Source organism: Arthrobacter sp. H35-D1 (genome assembly GCF_030063185.1).
In the GTDB taxonomy this organism is placed as follows: Bacteria; Actinomycetota; Actinomycetes; order Actinomycetales; family Micrococcaceae; genus Specibacter.
The window spans coordinates 331456-351562 of the sequence record NZ_JASISP010000001.1 but is presented as its reverse complement, the minus strand read 5'-3'; the positions used below and the strand labels follow the sequence as shown (position 1 = coordinate 351562).

19 protein-coding genes are annotated in these 20107 nt (G+C 63.7%); 15 read left to right on the top strand and 4 right to left on the bottom strand.

Annotated features, from left to right (window positions below):
- Positions 1 to 20: 20 nt before the first annotated feature.
- The 3 genes from QMG25_RS01675 to QMG25_RS01665 are packed head-to-tail and all read right to left on the bottom strand — an operon-like array spanning position 21 to position 2621.
- On the bottom strand, positions 21 to 818 hold the full coding sequence (locus QMG25_RS01675) for an ABC transporter permease (RefSeq protein WP_283456640.1): 798 nt from the start codon (positions 816 to 818) through the stop codon (positions 21 to 23).
- A complete protein-coding gene (locus QMG25_RS01670; protein ID WP_283456638.1) occupies positions 815 to 1483 on the bottom strand; it encodes an ABC transporter permease in 669 nt (222 codons plus the stop codon). Before QMG25_RS01670 ends, QMG25_RS01675 begins: the two co-directional genes overlap by 4 nt.
- A 16-nt stretch (positions 1484 to 1499) precedes the next feature.
- Positions 1500 to 2621 carry an ABC transporter ATP-binding protein gene (locus QMG25_RS01665; protein WP_283457357.1) on the bottom strand — a complete coding sequence of 374 codons (1122 nt, stop codon included), beginning with the start codon at positions 2619 to 2621 and terminating at the stop codon, positions 1500 to 1502.
- Positions 2622 to 2882: 261 nt separating this feature from the next.
- On the opposite strand from QMG25_RS01665, the gene QMG25_RS01660 reads away from it, so the two are divergent.
- The 7 genes from QMG25_RS01660 to QMG25_RS01630 all read left to right on the top strand — a co-directional run bounded on the left by QMG25_RS01660 (position 2883) and on the right by QMG25_RS01630 (position 10137).
- Positions 2883 to 3902, top strand: coding sequence for a glutathione S-transferase family protein (locus QMG25_RS01660; protein WP_283456636.1), 1020 nt, complete (start codon positions 2883 to 2885; stop codon positions 3900 to 3902).
- 305 nt (positions 3903 to 4207) lie between these two features.
- A complete protein-coding gene (locus tag QMG25_RS01655; RefSeq protein ID WP_283456634.1) occupies positions 4208 to 4636 on the top strand; it encodes a VOC family protein in 429 nt (142 codons plus the stop codon).
- A 397-nt stretch (positions 4637 to 5033) separates the two neighbouring features.
- Entirely contained in the window at positions 5034 to 6059 is a 1026-nt protein-coding gene (locus QMG25_RS01650; RefSeq protein WP_502866334.1) for an ABC transporter substrate-binding protein, read from the top strand.
- A gap of 140 nt (positions 6060 to 6199) precedes the next feature.
- Positions 6200 to 7231 (top strand): FecCD family ABC transporter permease, encoded by a 1032-nt coding sequence (locus QMG25_RS01645; protein ID WP_502866323.1) that lies wholly within the window; start codon positions 6200 to 6202, stop codon positions 7229 to 7231.
- Positions 7228 to 8277, top strand: coding sequence for a FecCD family ABC transporter permease (locus QMG25_RS01640; protein ID WP_502866322.1), 1050 nt, complete (start codon positions 7228 to 7230; stop codon positions 8275 to 8277). Before QMG25_RS01645 ends, QMG25_RS01640 begins: the two co-directional genes overlap by 4 nt.
- A gap of 1 nt (position 8278) precedes the next feature.
- Positions 8279 to 9169, top strand: a complete 891-nt coding sequence (locus QMG25_RS01635; RefSeq protein ID WP_283456630.1) for an ABC transporter ATP-binding protein — start codon at positions 8279 to 8281, stop codon at positions 9167 to 9169.
- The gene (locus tag QMG25_RS01630; RefSeq protein ID WP_283456628.1) at positions 9166 to 10137 is read left to right on the top strand and encodes a siderophore-interacting protein; all 972 of its coding nucleotides are present in this window, start codon (positions 9166 to 9168) and stop codon (positions 10135 to 10137) included. Before QMG25_RS01635 ends, QMG25_RS01630 begins: the two co-directional genes overlap by 4 nt.
- A 166-nt stretch (positions 10138 to 10303) precedes the next feature.
- Here QMG25_RS01630 and QMG25_RS01625 read toward each other — a convergent pair whose 3' ends face one another.
- Positions 10304 to 10864: a MarR family winged helix-turn-helix transcriptional regulator gene (locus QMG25_RS01625; RefSeq protein ID WP_283456626.1), complete on the bottom strand. Its 561-nt coding sequence runs from the start codon at positions 10862 to 10864 to the stop codon at positions 10304 to 10306.
- Between the two features lie 103 nt (positions 10865 to 10967).
- Between QMG25_RS01625 and QMG25_RS01620 the strand changes: the two genes are divergently transcribed.
- The 8 genes from QMG25_RS01620 to QMG25_RS01585 all read left to right on the top strand — a co-directional run bounded on the left by QMG25_RS01620 (position 10968) and on the right by QMG25_RS01585 (position 20105).
- The gene (locus QMG25_RS01620; RefSeq protein ID WP_283456624.1) at positions 10968 to 12848 is read left to right on the top strand and encodes an ABC transporter ATP-binding protein; all 1881 of its coding nucleotides are present in this window, start codon (positions 10968 to 10970) and stop codon (positions 12846 to 12848) included.
- A gap of 96 nt (positions 12849 to 12944) precedes the next feature.
- A complete protein-coding gene (locus tag QMG25_RS01615; RefSeq protein WP_283456621.1) occupies positions 12945 to 13724 on the top strand; it encodes an SGNH/GDSL hydrolase family protein in 780 nt (259 codons plus the stop codon).
- Between the two features lie 699 nt (positions 13725 to 14423).
- On the top strand, positions 14424 to 14660 hold the full coding sequence (rpmB, locus tag QMG25_RS01610; protein WP_044574618.1) for a 50S ribosomal protein L28: 237 nt from the start codon (positions 14424 to 14426) through the stop codon (positions 14658 to 14660).
- Positions 14660 to 14827: a 50S ribosomal protein L33 gene (rpmG, locus tag QMG25_RS01605; protein ID WP_044574616.1), complete on the top strand. Its 168-nt coding sequence runs from the start codon at positions 14660 to 14662 to the stop codon at positions 14825 to 14827. Before rpmB ends, rpmG begins: the two co-directional genes overlap by 1 nt.
- Positions 14828 to 14831: 4 nt before the next feature.
- Entirely contained in the window at positions 14832 to 15137 is a 306-nt protein-coding gene (gene rpsN, locus QMG25_RS01600; protein ID WP_283456612.1) for a 30S ribosomal protein S14, read from the top strand.
- A gap of 270 nt (positions 15138 to 15407) precedes the next feature.
- Complete coding sequence (locus tag QMG25_RS01595; protein WP_283456610.1) at positions 15408 to 15689, top strand: HU family DNA-binding protein; 282 nt, start codon at positions 15408 to 15410, stop codon at positions 15687 to 15689.
- A gap of 253 nt (positions 15690 to 15942) precedes the next feature.
- Positions 15943 to 18180 carry a bifunctional copper resistance protein CopD/cytochrome c oxidase assembly protein gene (locus tag QMG25_RS01590; RefSeq protein ID WP_502866333.1) on the top strand — a complete coding sequence of 746 codons (2238 nt, stop codon included), beginning with the start codon at positions 15943 to 15945 and terminating at the stop codon, positions 18178 to 18180.
- A complete protein-coding gene (locus QMG25_RS01585; protein ID WP_283456608.1) occupies positions 18180 to 20105 on the top strand; it encodes an NHL domain-containing thioredoxin family protein in 1926 nt (641 codons plus the stop codon). The genes QMG25_RS01590 and QMG25_RS01585 overlap by 1 nt, the downstream gene beginning before the upstream one ends.
- Positions 20106 to 20107: the final 2 nt, after the last annotated feature.

The window sequence follows — 20107 nt, the reverse complement described above, 5'->3', positions numbered from 1 at the left end:
GGACTATTGAAGTGTAGAGGCTAGGCTGCCTGGGTTGTCGTGGGTGTGGCGGGTGCCGCGGCTTCCGTGGGTGTGGCGGGGTCCGGTATTTGTTCGGCACCGGGGGCGGTGGGCCGCAACCCGGGCGAGACCACTGCGCGCTGGGTCAGGACCAGCAAACCGTCAAGGACGATGGCCAGGACGGCAATCACCACGGCGCCGCCAAGGACCTGGCCGTAGTCCTGCACGGCGAGACCGTCAATAATGTACCGGCCCAGCCCGCCCAAGCCGAGGAGCGCCACCACCGCCACCGTGGAAACCACCTGCAGCACGGCAGAGCGGAACCCGCCGAGCATGACCACCAGCCCGTTGGGCACTTCCACGCCGAACAGGATCTGTGGTTCGGTCATGCCCATGCTGCGTGCGGCATCCACCAAGTCCCGATCGACGGAGGAGACTCCGGCATAGGTGGCCGTCAGGATGGGCGGCACGGCCAACAGCACCAGCGACCAAATGGCCGGCATGAGCGAGAGCGTGGACGTTGCAATGAGCGCAAACAAGGTCATGATGCCCAGTGTCGGCAGTGCCCGGAGCATGCCGGCCAAGGCAATGACGACGCCGCGTCCCCGGCCCGTGTGTCCCACATACAGTCCCAGCGGCACGGCAATCGCGAGCGAAATTGCCAGGGTCAGGCCCGTGTAGCCGAGGTGCTCCAGCACGCGGGCGGGCACACCCATGGGCCCTTGCCAGTTCAGCGGGTCGGTGAGCCATTGCCAACCCTGGCTGAAGGGGTCGGTGGCGGTGTATTTCGTCGCCGGCAGCAATGTCAAAGCACTCATGCCGGCACCGCCGTCGAACGCGGGGCAGGCTTTCGGTTGCGCAGCCACGGGGTCAGCAGCTTTTGCAGCAGGACAAGCACCAAATCCATCAACAAGGCCAACACCAGCGTCCCCACAATCCCGACAATGATCTCAGTGCGGAAGTTGCGGGCCAACCCGTCGGTGAAGAAGAAGCCCAAGCTGGGAATGCCCAGCAGCGAGCCCACTGTCACGAGCGAGATGTTGCTGACTGAAATGACGCGCAAACCGGCGAAGAGCACGGGAAGGGAGAGCGGCAAATCCACGTTAAGGAAGCGTTGCAACGGCTTGTAGCCCATGGCGGTGGCGGATTGCCGGATGGAATCATCCACCGACTGCAATGCGTCGAGGGTGGAACGGACCAGCAGTGCCACGGCATAGATGGTCAGCGCCACAATGATGTTGGCAAAGTCCAGGATTCGGGTGCCAAGAATGCTCGGCAGGATCACGAACAACGCCAAGGACGGGATGGTGTACAGAAGCGAGCCGGCCGAAAGAATGACGGCGCCGGCCGGCTTGTTCACCCGGGCCAATTGGGCCAGCGGAATGGCGATGAGCACGCTCAAGACCAAGGGCACCACGGCCTGCACCAGGTGGTAGCCGGTGAGGTTGAGGACCTGGGGCAGATTAGCCAGGAACCATTGCATCAGAGGACTCCCCGCATCAGGTCCGGTTTTTCCGGACGGCGTCAATGGCGGCCAGCACCTCGGGCCCGTTGACGACTCCGCTGACATGCCCTTCGACGTCCACGGCAACGCCCAGCCCGGACGGCGAGGACAGCGCCGAATCGAGCGCGGTGCGCAACGGGTCGCCGCTGTGGAAGAGCGAACCGCCGGGGACGAGAGTTGGCGAGACGGCAGCGCCAGGGCGTCCGGGGCCGGCGCTGTCTGCCGGGGAAAGCCAGCCCAGCGGGCGGTTGTCGGCGTCCACGGCCAGCACCCACGGGGAGGCGCCGGGGACGCGGGGGGAGGAAACGTCGTCGTGCTTCCTTGGCCACGTCACGGTGGCGACGTCGTGAACCGGCACATCCACGCCGGGACTGAAGGAGAGCCGGCGGAAGCCGCGGTCGCGGCCCACAAAATTGGCCACGAAGTCGTCCACGGGGGCGCGCAGGATCTCCTCGGGAGGGGCGTATTGGGCCACGCGCCCGCCGATGGCAAACACCGCAACGCTGTCGCCGAGCAGCGTGGCCTCGTCGATGTCGTGCGTGACGAAAATGATGGTTTTGTCCAGTTCTCGCTGGAGCCGCAACAGTTCGTGCTGCAACTCGGCGCGGACCACGGGGTCCACGGCGGAAAATGGCTCGTCCATGAGCAGGATGGGCGGATCCGCGGCAAGCGCGCGGGCTACGCCAACGCGCTGCTGTTGTCCACCGGAGAGCTGGTTGGGGTAGCGCTTGGCCATGGCCGGGGAGAGGCCGACCGTTTCGAGCAATTCAAGCGAACGCCGGCGGGCCTGCGCGCGAGGGACCTTGTTCAGGCGCAGCACGGTGGAAACGTTGTCCACCACGGTGCGGTGCGGCAGCAATCCCGCCTGCTGCATGACATAGCCCATGGATCGGCGCAGCTCGGCGGCTGGAATGTCCGCAATGTTGCTCCCGCCCACGGTGATGGTGCCGGAGGTGGGCTCCACCATGCGGTTGACCATGCGCAGGGATGTGGTTTTGCCGCAGCCCGAGGGGCCTACAAAGACGGTTATTTTGCCGCTTTCAACGCTGAGGCTGAGGTCTTCCACTGCGGGGGATTGGCCGGGGTAGATCTTGCTGACGCCCTGGAATTCCACCATGGCCGTGCCTGCTGCGTCGATGGTTTTTAGCGCAGAAGTGCTGCCGCTCTGTGTCGCATCGATGGTTTCTGGAGCCGCCATGGAAGGTCCTCACTGTGGGTGGCATTCTTGCGGATCGTTCACCTGGTGTGTGTTGATCATAGGCAGGCAGCTTTGGTGAGTAAAGTCGACGGCGGGCGAGTCGGTCGGGTTTTATCCAACATGGGCGAGGGCCGGCCGTGGTAGTGGCGGGGCTCGCAGGGCGGGCTATAGGCTGGCAACATGGACACGCAGGGCAATGATTTGGGCAAAAAAGATTTGGCCGCACAAGGCACTTACGTCACGGGTGGCGAGTACACCCGCGACACGCACTACATTGAAACCCGCATCACCGGCGATGGAGCGGACGGCTACCCGGTCGAGGCTGGACGGTACAGGCTGGTGGTGGCAAGAGCCTGCCCGTGGGCGCACAGATCCACCATTGTTCGCCGCTTGCTGGGCCTGGAAGACGCCATTTCCATTGGAGTGTGCGGGCCCACGCACGACGTCCGCTCGTGGACTTTCGACTTGGATCCGGGCGGAGTCGACCCCGTCTTGGGGATCGAACGCCTGCAGGAGGCCTTCTTCAAGCGCACTCCCGACTATGCGCGCGGGATCACTGTGCCGGCCATCGTGGATGTCCCCAGTGGTGCGGTGGTGACAAACAACTTCCCACAAATCACCCTTGACTTCTCCACTGAATGGAGGGAGTTTCAGCGCGAGGGAGCCCCCGATTTGTACCCGGAAGCGCTGCGCGAGGAAATGGCGGAGGTGAACCAGCGCGTCTTCATAGAAGTTAACAATGGGGTGTACAGGTGCGGCTTTGCCGGGAGCCAGGAGGCCTACGAGTCCGCCTATGCGGGGCTCTTTGCCGGCCTGGATTGGTTGGAGGAACGCCTCGCCGGCCAGCGCTACCTGATGGGGGAGTCCATCACCGAAGCCGATGTGCGCCTTTTCACCACACTTGTTCGCTTTGACGCCGTCTACCACGGCCACTTCAAGTGCAACCGCAACAAGCTCGTCGAGATGCCTGTCCTGTGGGCGTATGCGCGCGACCTGTTCCAGACTCCGGGCTTTGGCGACACTGTGGACTTTGACCAGATCAAGGCGCACTACTACATCGTCCACACGGACCTGAACCCCACCCAAATTGTGCCGCTTGGCCCCGATACCTCGGGATGGGGTACGCCGCACGGCCGTGAAACGCTCGGCGGCAGTCCCTTCGGGTCCGGAACTGCCCCCACCCGCGCCGTCGACGCCTGAAAACCTGAGCCGGTGACGCCTGAAAACACCGAATGCCACGGTCTCTGTTGGTACTCGTGTTGGAGCTTGTTGAGAAAACGGCTGCGAAGGCGTCCCGAGACCGCGCGCCCGCCACTTGCCTGCGTGCCCGCGCCTGCTCCGCAAATCCGCTGTTGCCCAGCCGCTGCTTCGCGGTCCCGTCGCGGTTGTGAGGGCTAGGCGCGGGTTCACGGGCGGCTGCTGACAAAGTTGGGTGCTGACAAATGCCCAATAGAAGGGAATAATTTCCTGCAACCTGTTCGTTCGCGCAACCAAGGAGACCAGTCATGGCCACGCACCTGAATCCGTACTTGAGCTTTCGTGACAATGCCAGGGAAGCCATGGAGTTCTACCGGTGGGTCTTTGGTGGCACGTTGGAGATGAGCACCTTCGGCGAACTCAACATGGCCGAGGATCCTGCCGACACCGACAAAATCATGCACTCCTCGCTGACAAGCGACAGCGGCCTGGTGCTGATGGGCTCGGATACACCCAATTTCATGGCGTCCATGGAATCCTCCCGCGGCACGGACCACTCGGTTTCCCTCAGCGGCGAGGATGAAGCGGAGCTCCGCGGGTATTGGGACAAGCTCTCCGACGGCGGCGAAGTCACCATGGCGTTTGAGAAAGCTCCCTGGGGCGACACTTTTGGCATGTGCACGGACAAGTTCGGCGTGCCGTGGATGGTCAACGTCGCCGGGACGCCGCCGCGGTAGCCACAAGCGAAGCCGGTGCTGCGCAGAACCCGAACCATGCAGCGTAGCGGCCGCCTCGAATCCGCGGCTCGGCCGCGTTCCCGCGCCTGCCACGCGAACCCGCTGCTGCCCAACCGCTGGTTCGCGGGGCAGGCGCGGTCATGCGGGGCAGGCGCGGCTTCATGCCGGAACCGCGCGCCAGATAGTTGCCGCGGACGCCCCGTGCACGGAGGTCAGTGAGCTGCATTGCCTGATTCAATGACAGTCCTGTGACGAGCGTCAAATACAACAGTGAAATGTTTCCTAATCAAAATGTGATCCGCTAGTGTTAGGCAAGGCTTGCATTACCTATGCAGCTATCGTCTTGGGGTCACCGTTAGGAAGTGTTATGGAATTTTCGCGTCGGCAGGGTCTGAAGATGGGACTCCTCGCATCTATTGCAGGCCTGGGAGTTGGCTTGGCAGGCTGTTCAACGGGCGCCGTAGGCGAAGCTGGGACGCAAACTACGGACACCGCCACGGACGCGTTCCCTGTCAGCGTCAAGCATATTTACGGTGAAACGGTCATCAAGACGGCCCCTCAAAGGGTTGCGACGGTTTCGTGGGTCAATGACGATGTTGCCATTGCCCTGGGTGTGATTCCTGTGGGCATGCCCAAGAACGACTGGGGTGGCAATGGTGCACTCTCCACTCCCTGGAAGGACGCCGCGCTGGAAAAGGCGGGAGCCGCTCTTGGCACCGACAAGGCGCCATCGCAATATTCAGAAGCAGATGGCGTGAACTTTACTGAAATCGCCAAAACCAATCCGGACCTCATCCTGGCTGTCTACTCGGGCCTGACGCAGGAAGAGTACGACAAGCTGAGCAAGATCGCCCCCGTGGTCGCATTCCCGGAGGCGGCCTACTCAACGGCATGGCAGGATTCCACCACCATGATCGGTGCGGCTTTGGGCCGCTCGCAGGCTGCCAACGAGCTGGTTTCAGCGACCAACAAGACCATCCAGGATCAGGCCGCCAAGTATCCACAGCTCGAAGGAAAGACCTTCATCTACGGCAATCTGGAACCAGCAAAGAGCGAAGGCGTGAACGTCTACACCTCCGCCGACAACCGTCCCAAGTTCCTTTCCAGCCTTGGCATGGTACTGGCCCCCGTGGTGGTCAAGGCTGAAAAAACCGCAGAGGGCTTCTACCTTCCATGGTCGGCGGAAAAGGCCAATGAGCTGGATTCGGACGTCTTTGTGAGCTGGGTTCCAGACAAGAAGACCAAGGAAGCGATTGTTGCGGATCCGCTGCTGAGTCAGATCCCGGCTTTGGGGTCCGGTGCCTTTGTTGCGGATTCGGACAACACGCTCACCTTGGCCATTTCCGCTTCGTCCCCGCTGAGCTTGCCGTGGGCCTTGGACGCTTTCCTGCCGCAGCTGGCTGCCGCAGCCGACAAGGCTTAAGGAAAACGTCTGTGGCAGGTGCGCCAGCAACGATGAAGGGAAGCGCGACGCCGGGGACAGCTTTCGTGCCTCCCGGTGTGCCCGCTGTGGGTTTGCACGGAGATGCGGGGACCGCTGGCACAGCTCGTTCGAGGCCAGCCGTGTCCAGGTGCACGGCCTTGGGGGCGGCGGCGGGAGACAACCGCCGCCGAGTGCTGTGGATAGTTGTCCTTGCGGCGGTTCTGGGCATGCTGGTCCTGGCTTCGCTGGCCGTGGGCGCGCGCGGCACGGCCCCGTCCACGGTGCTCGATGCGATGCTGCACTTTGACCCGGCCAACGGCGACCATGCCGTGGTTTACTCCCGCCTTATGCGCACCGTGGCAGGGCTGGTGGTTGGTGCTTCGCTGGGTCTGGCCGGCACCTCGATGCAAGGCGTGGCCCGCAACCCGCTGGCAGATCCCGGCATCCTCGGCATCAATGCCGGCGCCTCGCTGGCGGTGGTGGCCGGCATTTTCTTCTTTGGCGCCACGAGCGTCTCAAACTACCTGTGGTTTGCCTTCGGCGGCAGCGCCGTGGCTGCGGTTGTGGTGTATTTGGTGGCAAGCCTGGGCCGCAGTGGGGCCACACCGGTGAAACTTGCCCTCGCCGGAGCCGCCATTGCGGCCGGCATGGGCTCGCTCATGAGCGCAATGCTCGTGACGAGCCAGGACTCCTTGGACCTGTTCCGCCGATGGCAGGTCGGTGCGCTGGCCGGCAGCTCCTGGGTATCTATCACTGCTGTGCTGCCCTTTGTGCTGGTCGGAGTAGTTGTGTTGCTTTTTACGGGACGACTTTTGAACTCTCTTGCACTTGGCGACGACATGGCGCGCGGCTTGGGGCAGCGGCCCGGAACAGGCAGGGTGGTTTCCGCCTGTGGAATTGTGCTGCTGTGCGGTTCGGCAACGGCTCTGGTGGGGCCCATTGCTTTCATTGGCCTGGTGGTGCCGCATCTGCTGCGATCTCTGGTGGGGCCCGACTACCGTTGGCTGCTGCCGCTGTCATTGCTAGCGGCACCCGCGGTGCTGTTGCTGGCGGACGTGGTTGGCAGGGTCATCCTGCTCCCTGGGGAAGTGCCCGCGGGTATCTTGGCAGCCATGATGGGCGCGCCCGTCTTTATAGCAGTGGTGCGCCGCGGGAAACGGGCCGAGCTGTGAGCGTCTTGGAAGCGGCGAAAGACGGGGTGAGCGGCGCCTGGGCGCGTGAACTGCGCAGAGCCCCGCGCCGGCGTCGGGCATTGCTTATGGGATCCGCCGTGGTGCTGGTCTTTGGTCTTCTGGCGGTGAACATATTGTTGGGTAGCTACACCGTCACCATCGGAGACTTCTTCGCGATGCTGGGTGGGGAGAGAATTCCCGGCGCCAGCTTCATCGTCATGGAAAACAAGCTCCCGCAGGCGTTGTTGGGGCTGTTGACGGGGGCCTCCTTCGGTGCGGCCGGTGCCATTTTTCAAACCATGCTCCGCAATCCGCTGGCCAGCCCCGACATCATTGGCATCAGCTACGGCGCCAGCGCCACGGCGGTTGCCGCCGTCGTGCTGTTGGGTGTTCGAGGTGCCGGGGTCTCGCTCGCAGCCGTTGTGGGGGCCCTATTGGTGGCCCTGCTCATTACTGTGCTGGCCCGCGGGCGCGGCGGCACGGGATTGATATTGGTGGGGATTGGCACGGCAGCTTTCATGCAGGCGGCCGTGACGTTCATGCTGTCACGGGCAGATATCAACAACGCCCAGGACCTCATGGTGTGGATGACTGGTTCATTGAACTCTGCCACGTGGGAGCGTGTCGCCATTTTGGGCGCGGCCCTGCTGGTTCTTGTGCCGTTCACCGCTGTCGGTTTACGCCAGCTCAGCGGCTTGGCGCTGGGGGACGACACTGCGGCCGGGCTGGGTTTCGATGTTCCCCGTGCGCGCCTGTTGCTGACGGTTGTGGGAGTTTTGCTCGCTGCCTTCCCCACAGCGGCCGCCGGACCCATCGCTTTTGTTGCCTTTCTGTCCGGACCCATCGCAAAGCGTCTGAACGCAGGAGCGTCCAGCCTGCCGCTGTCGGCGCTGGTGGGGGCGGCTATTGTGTTGGCTGCCAACTTTGTTGCGGTGAACGCACTTCCCGGAACGGCACTGCCCGTAGGAGTGGTCACAGGGGCCTTGGGCGCGCCGTTCCTGCTGTGGCTGCTGATCTCATCCAACCGAGCCGACCAAGGAGGCTAAGATGACTGAACTCTCAGCACAAAACCCCGCAAGACTGTCCGCCGGCGAACTCTCGCTGGGCTATGGCGGGGCGCCCATTGTAAAGAATCTCTCGGTGGGCTTGCCGGCAGGGAAGGTGACTATCATTGTCGGGGCCAACGCCTGCGGCAAATCCACCTTGCTACGCGGCCTGGCCAGGCTGCTGAAGCCAACTTCCGGCGTCGTACACCTTGATGGCGAGGACATCCATAAGGTCCCTACCCGCGAAATTGCCCGAAAGCTAGGCATCCTGCCGCAAACTCCGACGGCGCCCGAAGGCATCACCGTTGCGGACTTGGTGGGGCGGGGCCGCAGCCCGCACCAAGGCTGGTTCAGGCAATGGACGGCGGCCGACGACGACGCCGTGGCGGCCGCGCTGAACGTCACTGGCACCCAGCAGCTGGCTGGCCGGAACATCGATGAATTATCCGGCGGTCAGCGTCAGCGAGTGTGGATCGCCATGGCGCTGGCCCAGGAAACCGACGTGCTGCTGCTGGACGAGCCCACCACCTACCTTGACCTGGCCCACCAGGTGGAAGTTCTGGATGTGGTGTCCGAGCTCAATGCGCGGCGCGGCATCACGGTGGTGATCGTGCTGCATGATCTCAACCTTGCGGCCAGGTACGCGGATAACCTCATAGCGATGAAGGCGGGGGCCGTTGTGGCCCAAGGGGCGCCGTCGGAGGTGCTCACGGCCGGGCTGGTGCGGGACGTGTTTGGTTTGGACTCCGTGGTGGTGGCGGACCCCGTTGTGGGAACGCCCATGGTGGTTCCCATTGGGCGCCGGGCGGCGCTGCTGGCCGATGCCGCAGTGCGGAAACTCTCCGAAGGTGTGCCGGATCTGATTTCTGCGGCTGCAGGGAGCAAGTCATGACATCGGCAGTTGAGGAGGCCGGCACGGAAACCCTCCGGCCCATCCGGGCGTTTGAGCTGCGCGTGAGCGCCGTGCAACAGCTCAGTCCGCACTTTCGCAGGATCACGTTCACTGGTCCCGACTTGGAGCTCTTTGGCTCCAATGCGGAGGGGCGGACCTTGGATTTACGCATCAAGTTGATGCTTCCCTCCCCGGGGCATCCGCTGCCGGAACTGAGCCATGTTTGTGGTTCGCTGCAGGAGGACTGGTACCACAACTGGCGCATGCTGGATGAGTCCGTGCGCGGTGTCATGCGCACCTTCACCGTGCGATCCCTGCGACGGGGCACTCCCGGCTCCGACTCCTTGGAGCCGGTGCCAGCTGAGCTGGACATTGACTTTGCGCTGCATCTGGACGGTGTTTCTGGTCCTGCCTCCGAATGGGCTGCCGAGGCGCAGCCCGGGGACGCCATGACCATCATTGGCCCGTGCGCGCGGTGGGGCGAGTGTGTGGGGATTGAATTTGTGCCCGGATTCGCACAGCGCGTACTGCTGGTGGGTGACGAAACGGCCGTGCCTGCCGTCGCCGCCATTCTGGAATCCCTCCCTGCCCACGTCGGCGGCCACGCCGTCCTGGAAGTTCCCGAGGCGGCGGACTTCCAGGAGATGTCAACCAGTTCCGGTGTTGAAGTGCGCTGGTTGGCGCGGGGAGTTGGGGCGCATGGAGGTGCGCTCGCAGCTGAGGTGCGCTCCGTTGTGGTCCCCGCGGCGTGCGACCGGGGCGAGGATCCCGAAGATGTGGATATTGACAGCACCATTTTGTGGGAGACTCCCGCCGCCGCCACCGGACATGGCCTCTACGCATGGATTGCCGGGGAAGCCGCCGTCATCCGAGACCTGCGCCGATATTTGGTGCGCGAGGTTGGAATGGACCGAAATGCGGTCGCATTTATGGGCTACTGGCGCCAAGGTCAAGCCCTTCCTGGATAGCCGCCGTGCTGAAACAATGCCATGGAACCAGCCCTCGGCGGGGTTCCCGCGTCTGCCCCGCGAACCCGCTGTTGCCCAACCGCGGGTTCGCGGGGCAGACGCGGTCATGCGGGGACGGCGCGGGTTCGTGGGCTGCGGAGCGTGGAAAGGCCGTGAAGTACGGCTGCTAGTCGTGCAGTTGACCCAGAATTCGGGCCAATTCTGCGTGATCATGCAGATTGAGCCGGGAAAAGTACTCCGTGGACTTGTCGCGGCGCTCGGCTTGAATGTCCGCGAAGAGTTTTTGCCCTGCGGCCGTTGCCACGATGAGCGTTGCCCGCCTGTCGGTGGGGTCTGGATCGCGGCGCACCAAGCCTTTGACCTCGAGCTGGTCCACAACCTCGGTGGCTGAGCGCGGAGCGATGCGGAGGCGCCCGGCCAGATCCTTGAGCCGGACATCGCTACGACCGGCGCTGCACCCACCACCGTCTCCGCCAGCGCCGTCTCCGCCAACGCCAGCAGTGTTGCCCGCGCCAGCAGCGGCTTCCCCGCCGGCATCGGCGGCCTCAGCGGGCCCGACGGGATGCGTCGGCACGTCCGGATGGCGCCGCATCAAGGTCAGCAGCGCCCGCCACTGATGCGGTGTCAGTTCCCAAGGGGCCAACTGCTCGGACCAGGTGCGTCGCAGGCCGCGGAATGCCGCATGAAACAGTTCGCCAAGATCGGGCGCATCATCAGTGGGGACCATGCAAACCAGCATACTAAAGTTGACGACACACCACATAGTGAGGTAGCCTCGCTAATGAACGGTGCGAGTCCCGCACCACGCGCACCATATGGAGGTGGCGCCCATGGCGGAGAACGCCGTCAGTCAAAAACCTACCCGTGACCAAGGCGGCCACCCGGACCTTGGCCCCGGCGGCCCACCCAGCGGCCCGGTCCGCGGCCCTGCGCGCGTCAACCCCGCCGACAAGGTGCAAATTCAGCGCCATCCCGTGAGCCTGAAACGCGTTGTGGCACTGTTCGCCCCGCACAAGGGGACCATCGCCGCCGTCGTGCTGCTGATCAGCGCCTCAAGCATCATCACCCTGGCCCAGCCGTTCCTCGTCAGGGGCGTCATCGACACGGCGCTGCCCAACAAGGACCTGCCGCTGCTGGGGTGGCTCGCCGGCGCCATGATCGCGGTGGCCGCCGCAACGGCCCTGATCGGCGTGGTGCAGACGTGGATGACAACGTCCATGGGGCAGGAGATCATGCACACGCTGCGCACCCGGCTGTTCACGCACCTGCAAAAGCAATCCCTCTCCTTCTTCACCAAGACCCGCAGCGGAGAAGTGCAGTCGCGGCTGAACAACGACATCTCCGGCATGCAGTCCGTCATCACCTCCACCGCCACCGGCGTCGCGTCCAATGTGACCACCGCGGTGGGCACGGCCGTCGCCATGGTGGTGCTGTCGCCGAAGCTGGCCCTGCTCTCGCTCATCGTCATCCCGCCCGCGGTCTGGTTTTCCCGCCGCGTGGCACTGATCCGTCGCGACATCACCTCCACCATGCAGGCCGAACTGGCCACCATGAACACCTATGTGGAGGAAGGGCTGAGCATTTCAGGGGTGCGGCTGGCCAAAACACTTGGGACCACCGGCCGCGACGCCGCGCGCTACACCGAAAGCTCCGAACGCCTCATCGGCCTGGAATTGCGCTCGCAGCTGGCCGGGCGCTGGCGGATGGCCACCATGGGCATCATCTTCTCCGCCATCCCGGCACTGATCTACTTTGCCGGCGGGCTGCCCGGGAACACCATGAGCATCGGCACCATCGTGGCGTTCACAGCGCTGCAAGCCACCATTTTCCGCCCCGTCATGGGCCTGCTGAACCTCGGCGTCCAGTGGGTCACGGCCATGGCGTTGTTCAGCCGCATCTTCGAATACCTGGACATGGTGCCGGAAATTACCGCCCCTGCGCATCCTGTTGAGCTGGATCCGGAATTGGTGCGCGGCGAGGTCCGCTTTGAAAACGTGCATTTCGCGTACGACGGCGGCCCCGATGTTCTGCGCGGAATCAACCTTGCGCTGCCAGCTGGCTCCACAACAGCCGTGGTGGGCCCCACCGGTTCGGGCAAGTCGACGCTTGGTGCGCTGGTGCCTAGGCTGCACGACACCACCGCTGGCAAGGTCACCATCGATGGAGTTGATGTGCGGGATATTTCCCCGGATGTGCTGGCCCAAATTGTGGGCGTCGTGTCCCAAGAGAGCTACCTGGTGCACGCCTCCATCCGCGAAAATCTGCGCTTGGCAGCCCCGGATGCCGACGATGCAACATTGTGGATGGCGCTCGCGTCGGCCCAGATTGCCGACCAAGTGGCCGGACTGCCCGAACGGCTCGACACGCTCGTGGGCGCACGCGGACACCGCTTCTCCGGCGGCGAGCAGCAGCGGCTGGCCATTGCCCGAACCATCTTGCGCAACCCGCGCGTGCTGGTCCTTGATGAGGCCACCTCGGCGCTGGACAACACCACCGAAGCTGCCGTCCAGCTGGCCTTGGACCATCTGGCAGCGGGCCGCACCACGTTGACCATCGCGCACCGGCTCTCCACCGTCGAGGATGCCGAACAGCTGGCTGTGCTCGCCGCAGGGGTGCTGGTGGAAGTTGGGGTGCCGGCGGAACTGCGTGATGCAGGCGGCGCCTATGCGGGATTGATCGCCGCCGGCGAGGAGCTGGAACTGGCCACCTAGACGTCGGGCCATAGGATGGGCGTAGTCAATCCAACATGGCAGCAGCAGCCGTGCCGCCCGCCGCCTGCCCCGAAAGCCTGAAATTGAGGAGCGCCCATGGAATTTTCGGCACGGTACGTGGCAGTGGGGGACTCTTTTACGGAAGGCCTCGGCGACACGGACCCCACGCTACCCAATCAGGTTCGCGGTTGGGCAGACAGGGCCGCCGAGCAGCTGGCGCTGGCACACCCGGACGGCGCGGAGGCGTTCGGCTACGCCAACCTTGCGGTCAGGGGCAAAAAAATGCACCAGATCCTCAACGAACAAATAGATGTCGCAGTGGGCATGAATCCCACGCTTGTCACCATCTATGCAGGCATCAACGACATCCTGCGCCCCAAGGTGGACATCGACGCCATGGTGGCCGGCTACGCCGCGGGCATCGCCAAACTGGCCGGAACCGGAGCCCGCATCCTCATCTTCACCGGCTTCGACGCCAGCACGTCAAAGGTTTTCGCCGCCATTCGCGGACGCACCGCCATCTACAACGAATTGGTGCGCGAAGTGGCCCTGGACCAAGGCGCCGAAATCGTCGACTACTGGCGCTTTCGCGAGTACAACGACTGGCGGCTGTGGGGCATCGACCGCATGCACATGTCCGCCGTCGGCCACATCAACATGGCCAACCGCGTGCTGGGGCAGCTGGACGAAACTGCCCGCATCCCCATGCCCGAGCTGCCACCGGTCATTGCCAAAACCGGCACCGAAACGTTCAGGGACAATGCCGCCTGGACCAAGGAGTACGTGGGCCCGTGGGTGAGCCGACGCTTGCGCGGCGTCTCCTCCGGCGATGCCCTCAGCGCCCGCTGGCCGGTCCTGCGCCCGCTGCGTGGCTAAACCCAAATAGAGTACGACGCCGGACCCCTCGGTCCGCCGTCGTGGAACCTCCCGCTGGGCCCAGGTGCCGTTGCCAGTGCCGAAAGATACGCAGTGATTACCGATGTGCCGGCCAGGGTCGCGTCCGCAATGTCGGATTCAGCTGACACCACGGACGGCAGGAAAGCGCTGAAGCAGACGGACCACGATGACCGTTTCAGGGGGATGGGGGCCGTACCCGACAGCCATGGCAGAACGTGGAGCCGGCACCGGCGGGCAGGGGCCGCAGCTGCGGCAGCCGAACCGTAAGACACAATTTCCGCCGCCACCCTTGGGGGAGTGGCTGGCGGCGTGCTTCAAGGAGGCGCTGATTCGCTGTGGGCAGACAGGCAGGGCACGAAAACACCTTTCATGCCCTGCCTGTCTGTTTAACCACGAACGTGATATGAACCAATTAGGGATAAGTGGCCAACGGGACCTAGACTGGGTAAGCGCTAGGTGGCGCGGAGCGTGTGCAATTGCTCCGGTTTGCGGTGATTATCCTCCCGTCGGCCGGTAGTTAGGGGCTCAAGTTGCGTGCATTCGGGTATTCGCCGGACGGGCACCTTCCTATTCATCATGAAAAATGACGGTGGGGAATCATGCTGTCCAAGGGCGGACGCTGCCTCAGCGCACGGTTTGCACCAGTGAACCGTTTCCATTCATTTTTTAGGAGTGATCATGGCAGCACATTGCCAGGTGACCGGAGCCGAGCCGGGCTTTGGACATAGCATTTCGCACTCGCACCGCCGCAACAAGCGTCGGTTCGATCCGAATATCCAGAAGAAGCGCTACTGGGTACCGTCCTTGCGCCGCAACGTCACGTTGCAGCTTTCCGTCAAGGGCATCAAGACCATCGACGTGCGCGGTATTGACTCCGTCGTCGCCGACATTCTCGCTCGTGGGGTGAAGCTCTAGTGGCAAAAGACAAGGACGTACGTCCGATCATCAAGCTCAAGAGCACGGCAGGAACTGGTTTCACATATGTGACTCGCAAGAACCGTCGTAACACTCCGGACCGTTTGGTCCTGAAAAAGTACGATCCCAAGATCCGTCAGCACGTCGAATTCCGAGAGGAGCGCTAAGACTATGGCTAAGAAGTCCATGATCGCGAAGAACGAGAAGCGCAAGGTCATCGTAGAGCGTTACGCCGAGCAGCGTCTCGCCCTGAAGAAGGCCCTCGTCAACCCGGCCTCCACCGACGAAGAGCGCGAAGCGGCCCGCCTGGGCCTGCAGAAGCTCCCCCGCAATGCATCGCCGGTACGTGTTCGTAACCGCGACGCCATTGACGGCCGTCCCCGTGGCACGCTCCAGAAGTTCGGCATCTCCCGTGTACGCTTCCGCAAGATGGCGCACGCTGGCGAACTGCCCGGCATCAAGAAGTCCAGCTGGTAAATTCCAGTTGCAAATAGGGCGGCGACCTTCGGGTTGCCGCCCTATTTGCTGCCCGTTTGCCGCTCCCGCGGCGACTTTGGCGCCTGTTGCCGGAGTGAAAGTTGTTGGCTGTGAGCGAAATATCCCTGGAATCCAAGGGAATTTGCCGCGAAAATCATCCGAAAAGCCTGAAATTTGCCGGAATCTCGCGGAATAACTGGTAAGTTCGCTAGCAGTGGTTGACACGCAACCGCGTGGAATTGGAAATACTTGACGTCCAGGAGGACAAACATGGCTAAGAATCGTAGCGAACTGGTTGCAGAAGTTGCCGCAAAGGCTGAGACCAGCCAGACGGCAGTAAACGGCGTTTTGGATGCACTCTTCTCCGTCTTCGAGAGCTCCGTTGCAGCCGGCGAAAAGATCACCATCCCGGGCTGGCTCTCCGTTGAGCGCACCGACCGTGCAGCACGCACCGGCCGCAACCCGCAGACCGGCGAGACCATTGAGATCGCAGCAGGACACAGCGTCAAGCTCTCCGCCGGCTCCAAGCTGAAGGCTGCTGTCAAGAAGTAACTACTTCTGTGCACAAGATGAAGACGGCCGGCAGCAGCTGGCCGTCTTCACGCATTTAAGGGGTTGCCGCTTAACGCGTCCCGCTGGTACCGGGGGCGTTCCGCGGGCTCCCGGCAAGGACGCTGGACGGCCATTGGCCGTCGGGACAGTTTCCTGAGAGCTCCCTGATTCGCGCTAATCTCACCGAGTGCAGGACAATGGAGGGGTGCCCCCCGTAAATACTTCCCCCGCAACCCCGCTCCGAGCTGCGCGCATGCCGCGCGGAGGCACTTTTGCCGACGGGATTCGCAGCCGGTGGTGGTGGCTTGGGCTGGTGGCTGCCATGGCCGCCGTCGTGATTTCCCTTGTATACACAGGCGCCACAGCCGTGGAGCAGCTGGCCGATCCGGGGGCTTTCACTCGGTGGGGGCTGCCGCTGGCCACCACCATTCACAACTTGGCCCTGTCCGCAGTGATAGGTGCTTTGCTGTTTGCCGTCGTCATCCTGCCCAAGGACCTGAAGGCGCATCGGCCCCACACCGGCAAAGCGAAAGTGGATTCCGCGAAGCGACACAACGTTCCGGAGCATCCAGCCTTTGCCCGGGCCATGACACTGGCCATGGTGGCCGGCGGGGTATGGACACTCTCGGCGATCGCCGTCCTGGTCCTGACGTACTCCAACATTTCCGGCTTGGCGCTGGCCGGCAGCTCCGAGTACACCAACATGTTGGTGTTCTTTATGACAGAGCTCGCCGTCGGGCAGGCCTGGCTGATGGTCATCATCATCGCCGCCGTCGTCACCACCTTGGTGATCGGCCTGCGCAACGTCAGCGGTCTGGCTGTACCGCTGGTCCTGGCGTTGATTTCCTTTGTTCCGCAGGCCCTTATTGGCCACTCCGCCTCCAGCGCCGACCACATCGGTGCCGTCAATTCACTGTTCCTGCACATCACCGGCGCGTCCCTGTGGGTGGGCGGCATTATTGTTCTCGTGGTGGTTTCCGGTGTCTTGGGCGGCATCACCGCCCAAGTGCTTAAACGCTTTTCCGCCCTGGCCATTTTTGCCTTTGCCGTCGTTGCGGCCTCGGGTGTCATCAATGCGGCTATTCGCATCACGAACTGGCATGACCTTTTCTACTCTTCTTACGGGCAACTCATCCTCGCGAAGAGCGCTGCCACGATCGTGCTGGGCGTTATTGGGTACATGCACCGCGAGTGGATCATTCCACGGTTGTCGGGCGGGGAAAAACACCAGGGTACGAGAAATACCCGCAGCCTTTTGTGGCAGCTGATCTTTGTTGAGCTTTTGATCATGGGCATTGTCAGCGGCATAGCGGTGGGCCTGAGCCGCTCTGCACCTCCGCAGTCGCTTGAACTGGCCCAGGACGCTCTGTCCCCGGCCCAGATTCTCACCGGTTACCCGCTGCCGCCGGAGCTGGAATTTGGGCGCTGGTTCAGCGAATGGCGCATGGACTGGCTGTGGGTGGCGTTTGCGGTCCTCGCCGGCGCGGCCTACATCGCTGGATTGTGGAAGCTGCACAAGCGTGGCGACAAATGGCCCGTGCTGCGCAGTGTTTCCTGGTTCATCGGTCTGCTGTCCATGGTCTACATCACTTCCGGCGGCCCTGCCGTCTATGGTGCGGTGCTGTTCAGCGCCCACATGGTGGAGCACATGGCCTTGATGGCCATTGCCCCGCTGTTCCTGGCGCTTGGCTCCCCCGTCTCGCTGGCGTTGCAGGCTCTCACGCCGCGCAGGGACGGCTCCCGCGGCATCCGCGAGTGGATCCTGGTTCTGGTGCACTCGAAGTACTCCAAAGTGGTTACGCACCCGCTCTTTGCCGCCGCGAACTTCTCCGGCAGCCTGATCCTTTTCTACTACTCCCCGGCCTTCAAGTTCGCCATGGTTTACCATGTGGGGCACGAGCTGATGATCATCCACTTCACCCTTGCCGGCTACATCTTCATCCAAAGCATGATCGGCGCCGACCCGCTCCCCACCCGCGCACCCTACCCGCTGCGCCTGCTGCTGCTGTTGGCGACCATGGCCTTCCACGCCTTCTTTGGCGTTTCGCTCATGATGGCCACAGGACTCCTCTCCGGGGAATACTTTGGCAACATGGGGAGACCATGGGGCGACGGGGCGCTGCTCGACCAGCAGACCGCCGGCGGCATTGCCTGGGGCATCGGGGAAATACCCACGCTGGCCATCGCCATGGGCGTCGCTTATATGTGGTCCAAGTCCGACGCGCGGGAAACGAAGCGCAGCGACAGGGCCGCGGACAGGAATAAGGACGCCGAGCTGGGTGCTTACAATGACATGTTTGCCCAATTGGCGGCGCGCGACGCGACCATGACCGAATCGAGCCGCGGGCCCAACTTGCCGCACCTTCACCATCGCCCGGATCACCCCGCAGGCGACTACAGCACCGGCAGCAGCACCGAAAGCACCACCGAAAACGCCCTCGAAAACAGTGCACCGGGATTCCCGGCCGGCACGCAAGGAGAAAAGCACTAGTGGATTCCGCAACGAAAGCCAGCACTGTCCGCGTCAGGGCATCGGAACTTGTGGGCCGCGGCTGGTTGAACACCGGTGGCGCCGAACTGAACCTTGAAATGCTGCGCGGCAAGATCGTGATCCTGGATTTTTGGACGTTTTGCTGCATCAACTGCCTGCACGTCATTGATGAGCTGCGCCCCCTCGAGGAGAAGTACAAGGACGTCCTTGTCACGGTGGGCGTGCACTCGCCGAAGTTTGAGCATGAAGCCGACCCGGTCGCCTTGGCCGCAGCCGTGGAGCGCTACGACATCCACCACCCCGTCTTGGACGACCCGGAGCTTGTGACGTGGCAGGCGTACTCGGCCCGCGCCTGGCCCACCCTTGTCGTGGTGGACCCCGAGGGTTACATTGTGGCGCACCTTTCAGGCGAAGGGCACGCTGCCGGCCTGGAATCGTTCATTCCCGAGCTTGTTGCCGAGCACGAGGCCAAGGGCACGCTGCACCGCGGCGACGGTCCCTATGTTGCCCCCGAGCCTGTCTCCCGCGACCTGCGCTTCCCCGGAAAGGTGTTGGCGCTGGAGGACGGAAACTTCCTGGTTTCCGACACCGGCCACCACCGTCTCGTCGAGACCGGCCCGGACCTGACCGCGGTGGTCCGCACCATCGGCTCCGGCGCCAAGGGCCACGCCGACGGCTCCGCCGCCACGGCACAGTTCAACGAGCCGCAGGGACTGGCCCTGCTCCCGGGGGCGCTGGCCGCGGCAGTCGGGTACGACGTCGTCGTGGCCGACTCGGTCAACCACCGCCTGCGCGGCATCACGCTGGCCACCGGCGAAGTGCGCACGGTGGCCGGCAACGGCGTGCAGCGCCTGCTGGATGCCGGTCCCGCCCGGGTCAGCGACGACGGCTCCAGCACTACCGAGGCGAACCTCGGCACCGCGCCCCTTGACGTTGCCTTGTCCTCGCCGTGGGACGTGGCCTATTCCTCCACCTTGAACGCCATTGTCATTGCCATGGCGGGAACCCACCAGATCTTCAGCTTCGACCCCGCCAGTGGCGCTGTCGCCATCGTGGCCGGCAACGGCTTGGAAGGACTGCTTGACGGGCCGGCCGAGCAGGCGTGGTTCGCCCAGCCCTCGGGCATTACCGAGGACGCCAAGGGCAGCATTTGGGTGGCGGACTCGGAAACTTCGGCCCTGCGCGTGCTGACGTTTGCCGACGACGGGGCCGTGGCCGTGGAAACCATCATTGGCGAGGGCCTCTTTGACTTTGGCTTCCGCGACGGCGAAGCTGCCCAGGCCAGGCTGCAGCACCCGCTCGGCGTCGCAGTGCTGCCGGACGGATCCGTGGCCGTGGCCGACACCTACAACGGGGCAGTGCGCCGCTACGATCCGGCCACGAAAACCGTCAGCACGCTGGCTCGCGGCTTGGCCGAGCCCAGCGATGTGCTGTTGGATGGAAGCGGTGACGTGCCGCTGCTCATTGTGGTTGAGGCGAACAAGCACCAACTCATCCGCCTGCCGCTGCCCAAGAATGCGCTGCAGGTTGATGAGGGCGCGGCGCAGACCCATCGCCCGAAGACCCCAGTTGCCCCGGGAGAGCTGGCACTGACCGTGCGCTTCTCGGCTCCCACCGGGCAAAAGCTCGATGACAGGTGGGGGGATCCCACCCAGCTGAAGGTCTCCTCGACCCCGCCGGAGCTGCTGCTCAGCGGCGAGGGAACCTCGGTGGGGCTGTCACGGACGCTGGTGTTGAATGCCGACGTGCCCGACGGCGTGCTGCACTTCACTGCCCGGGCGGCGGCCTGCGACGGTCCCGAGGATGCCAATGGGGAGATCCCGGACCATGCAGCGTGCCACCTGTACCAGCAGGACTGGGGCATCCCCGTGCTCCTGCAGGCCGACGGCGCCTCCGAGCTTGCGCTGGACCTGCGCGGCCTGTAGCC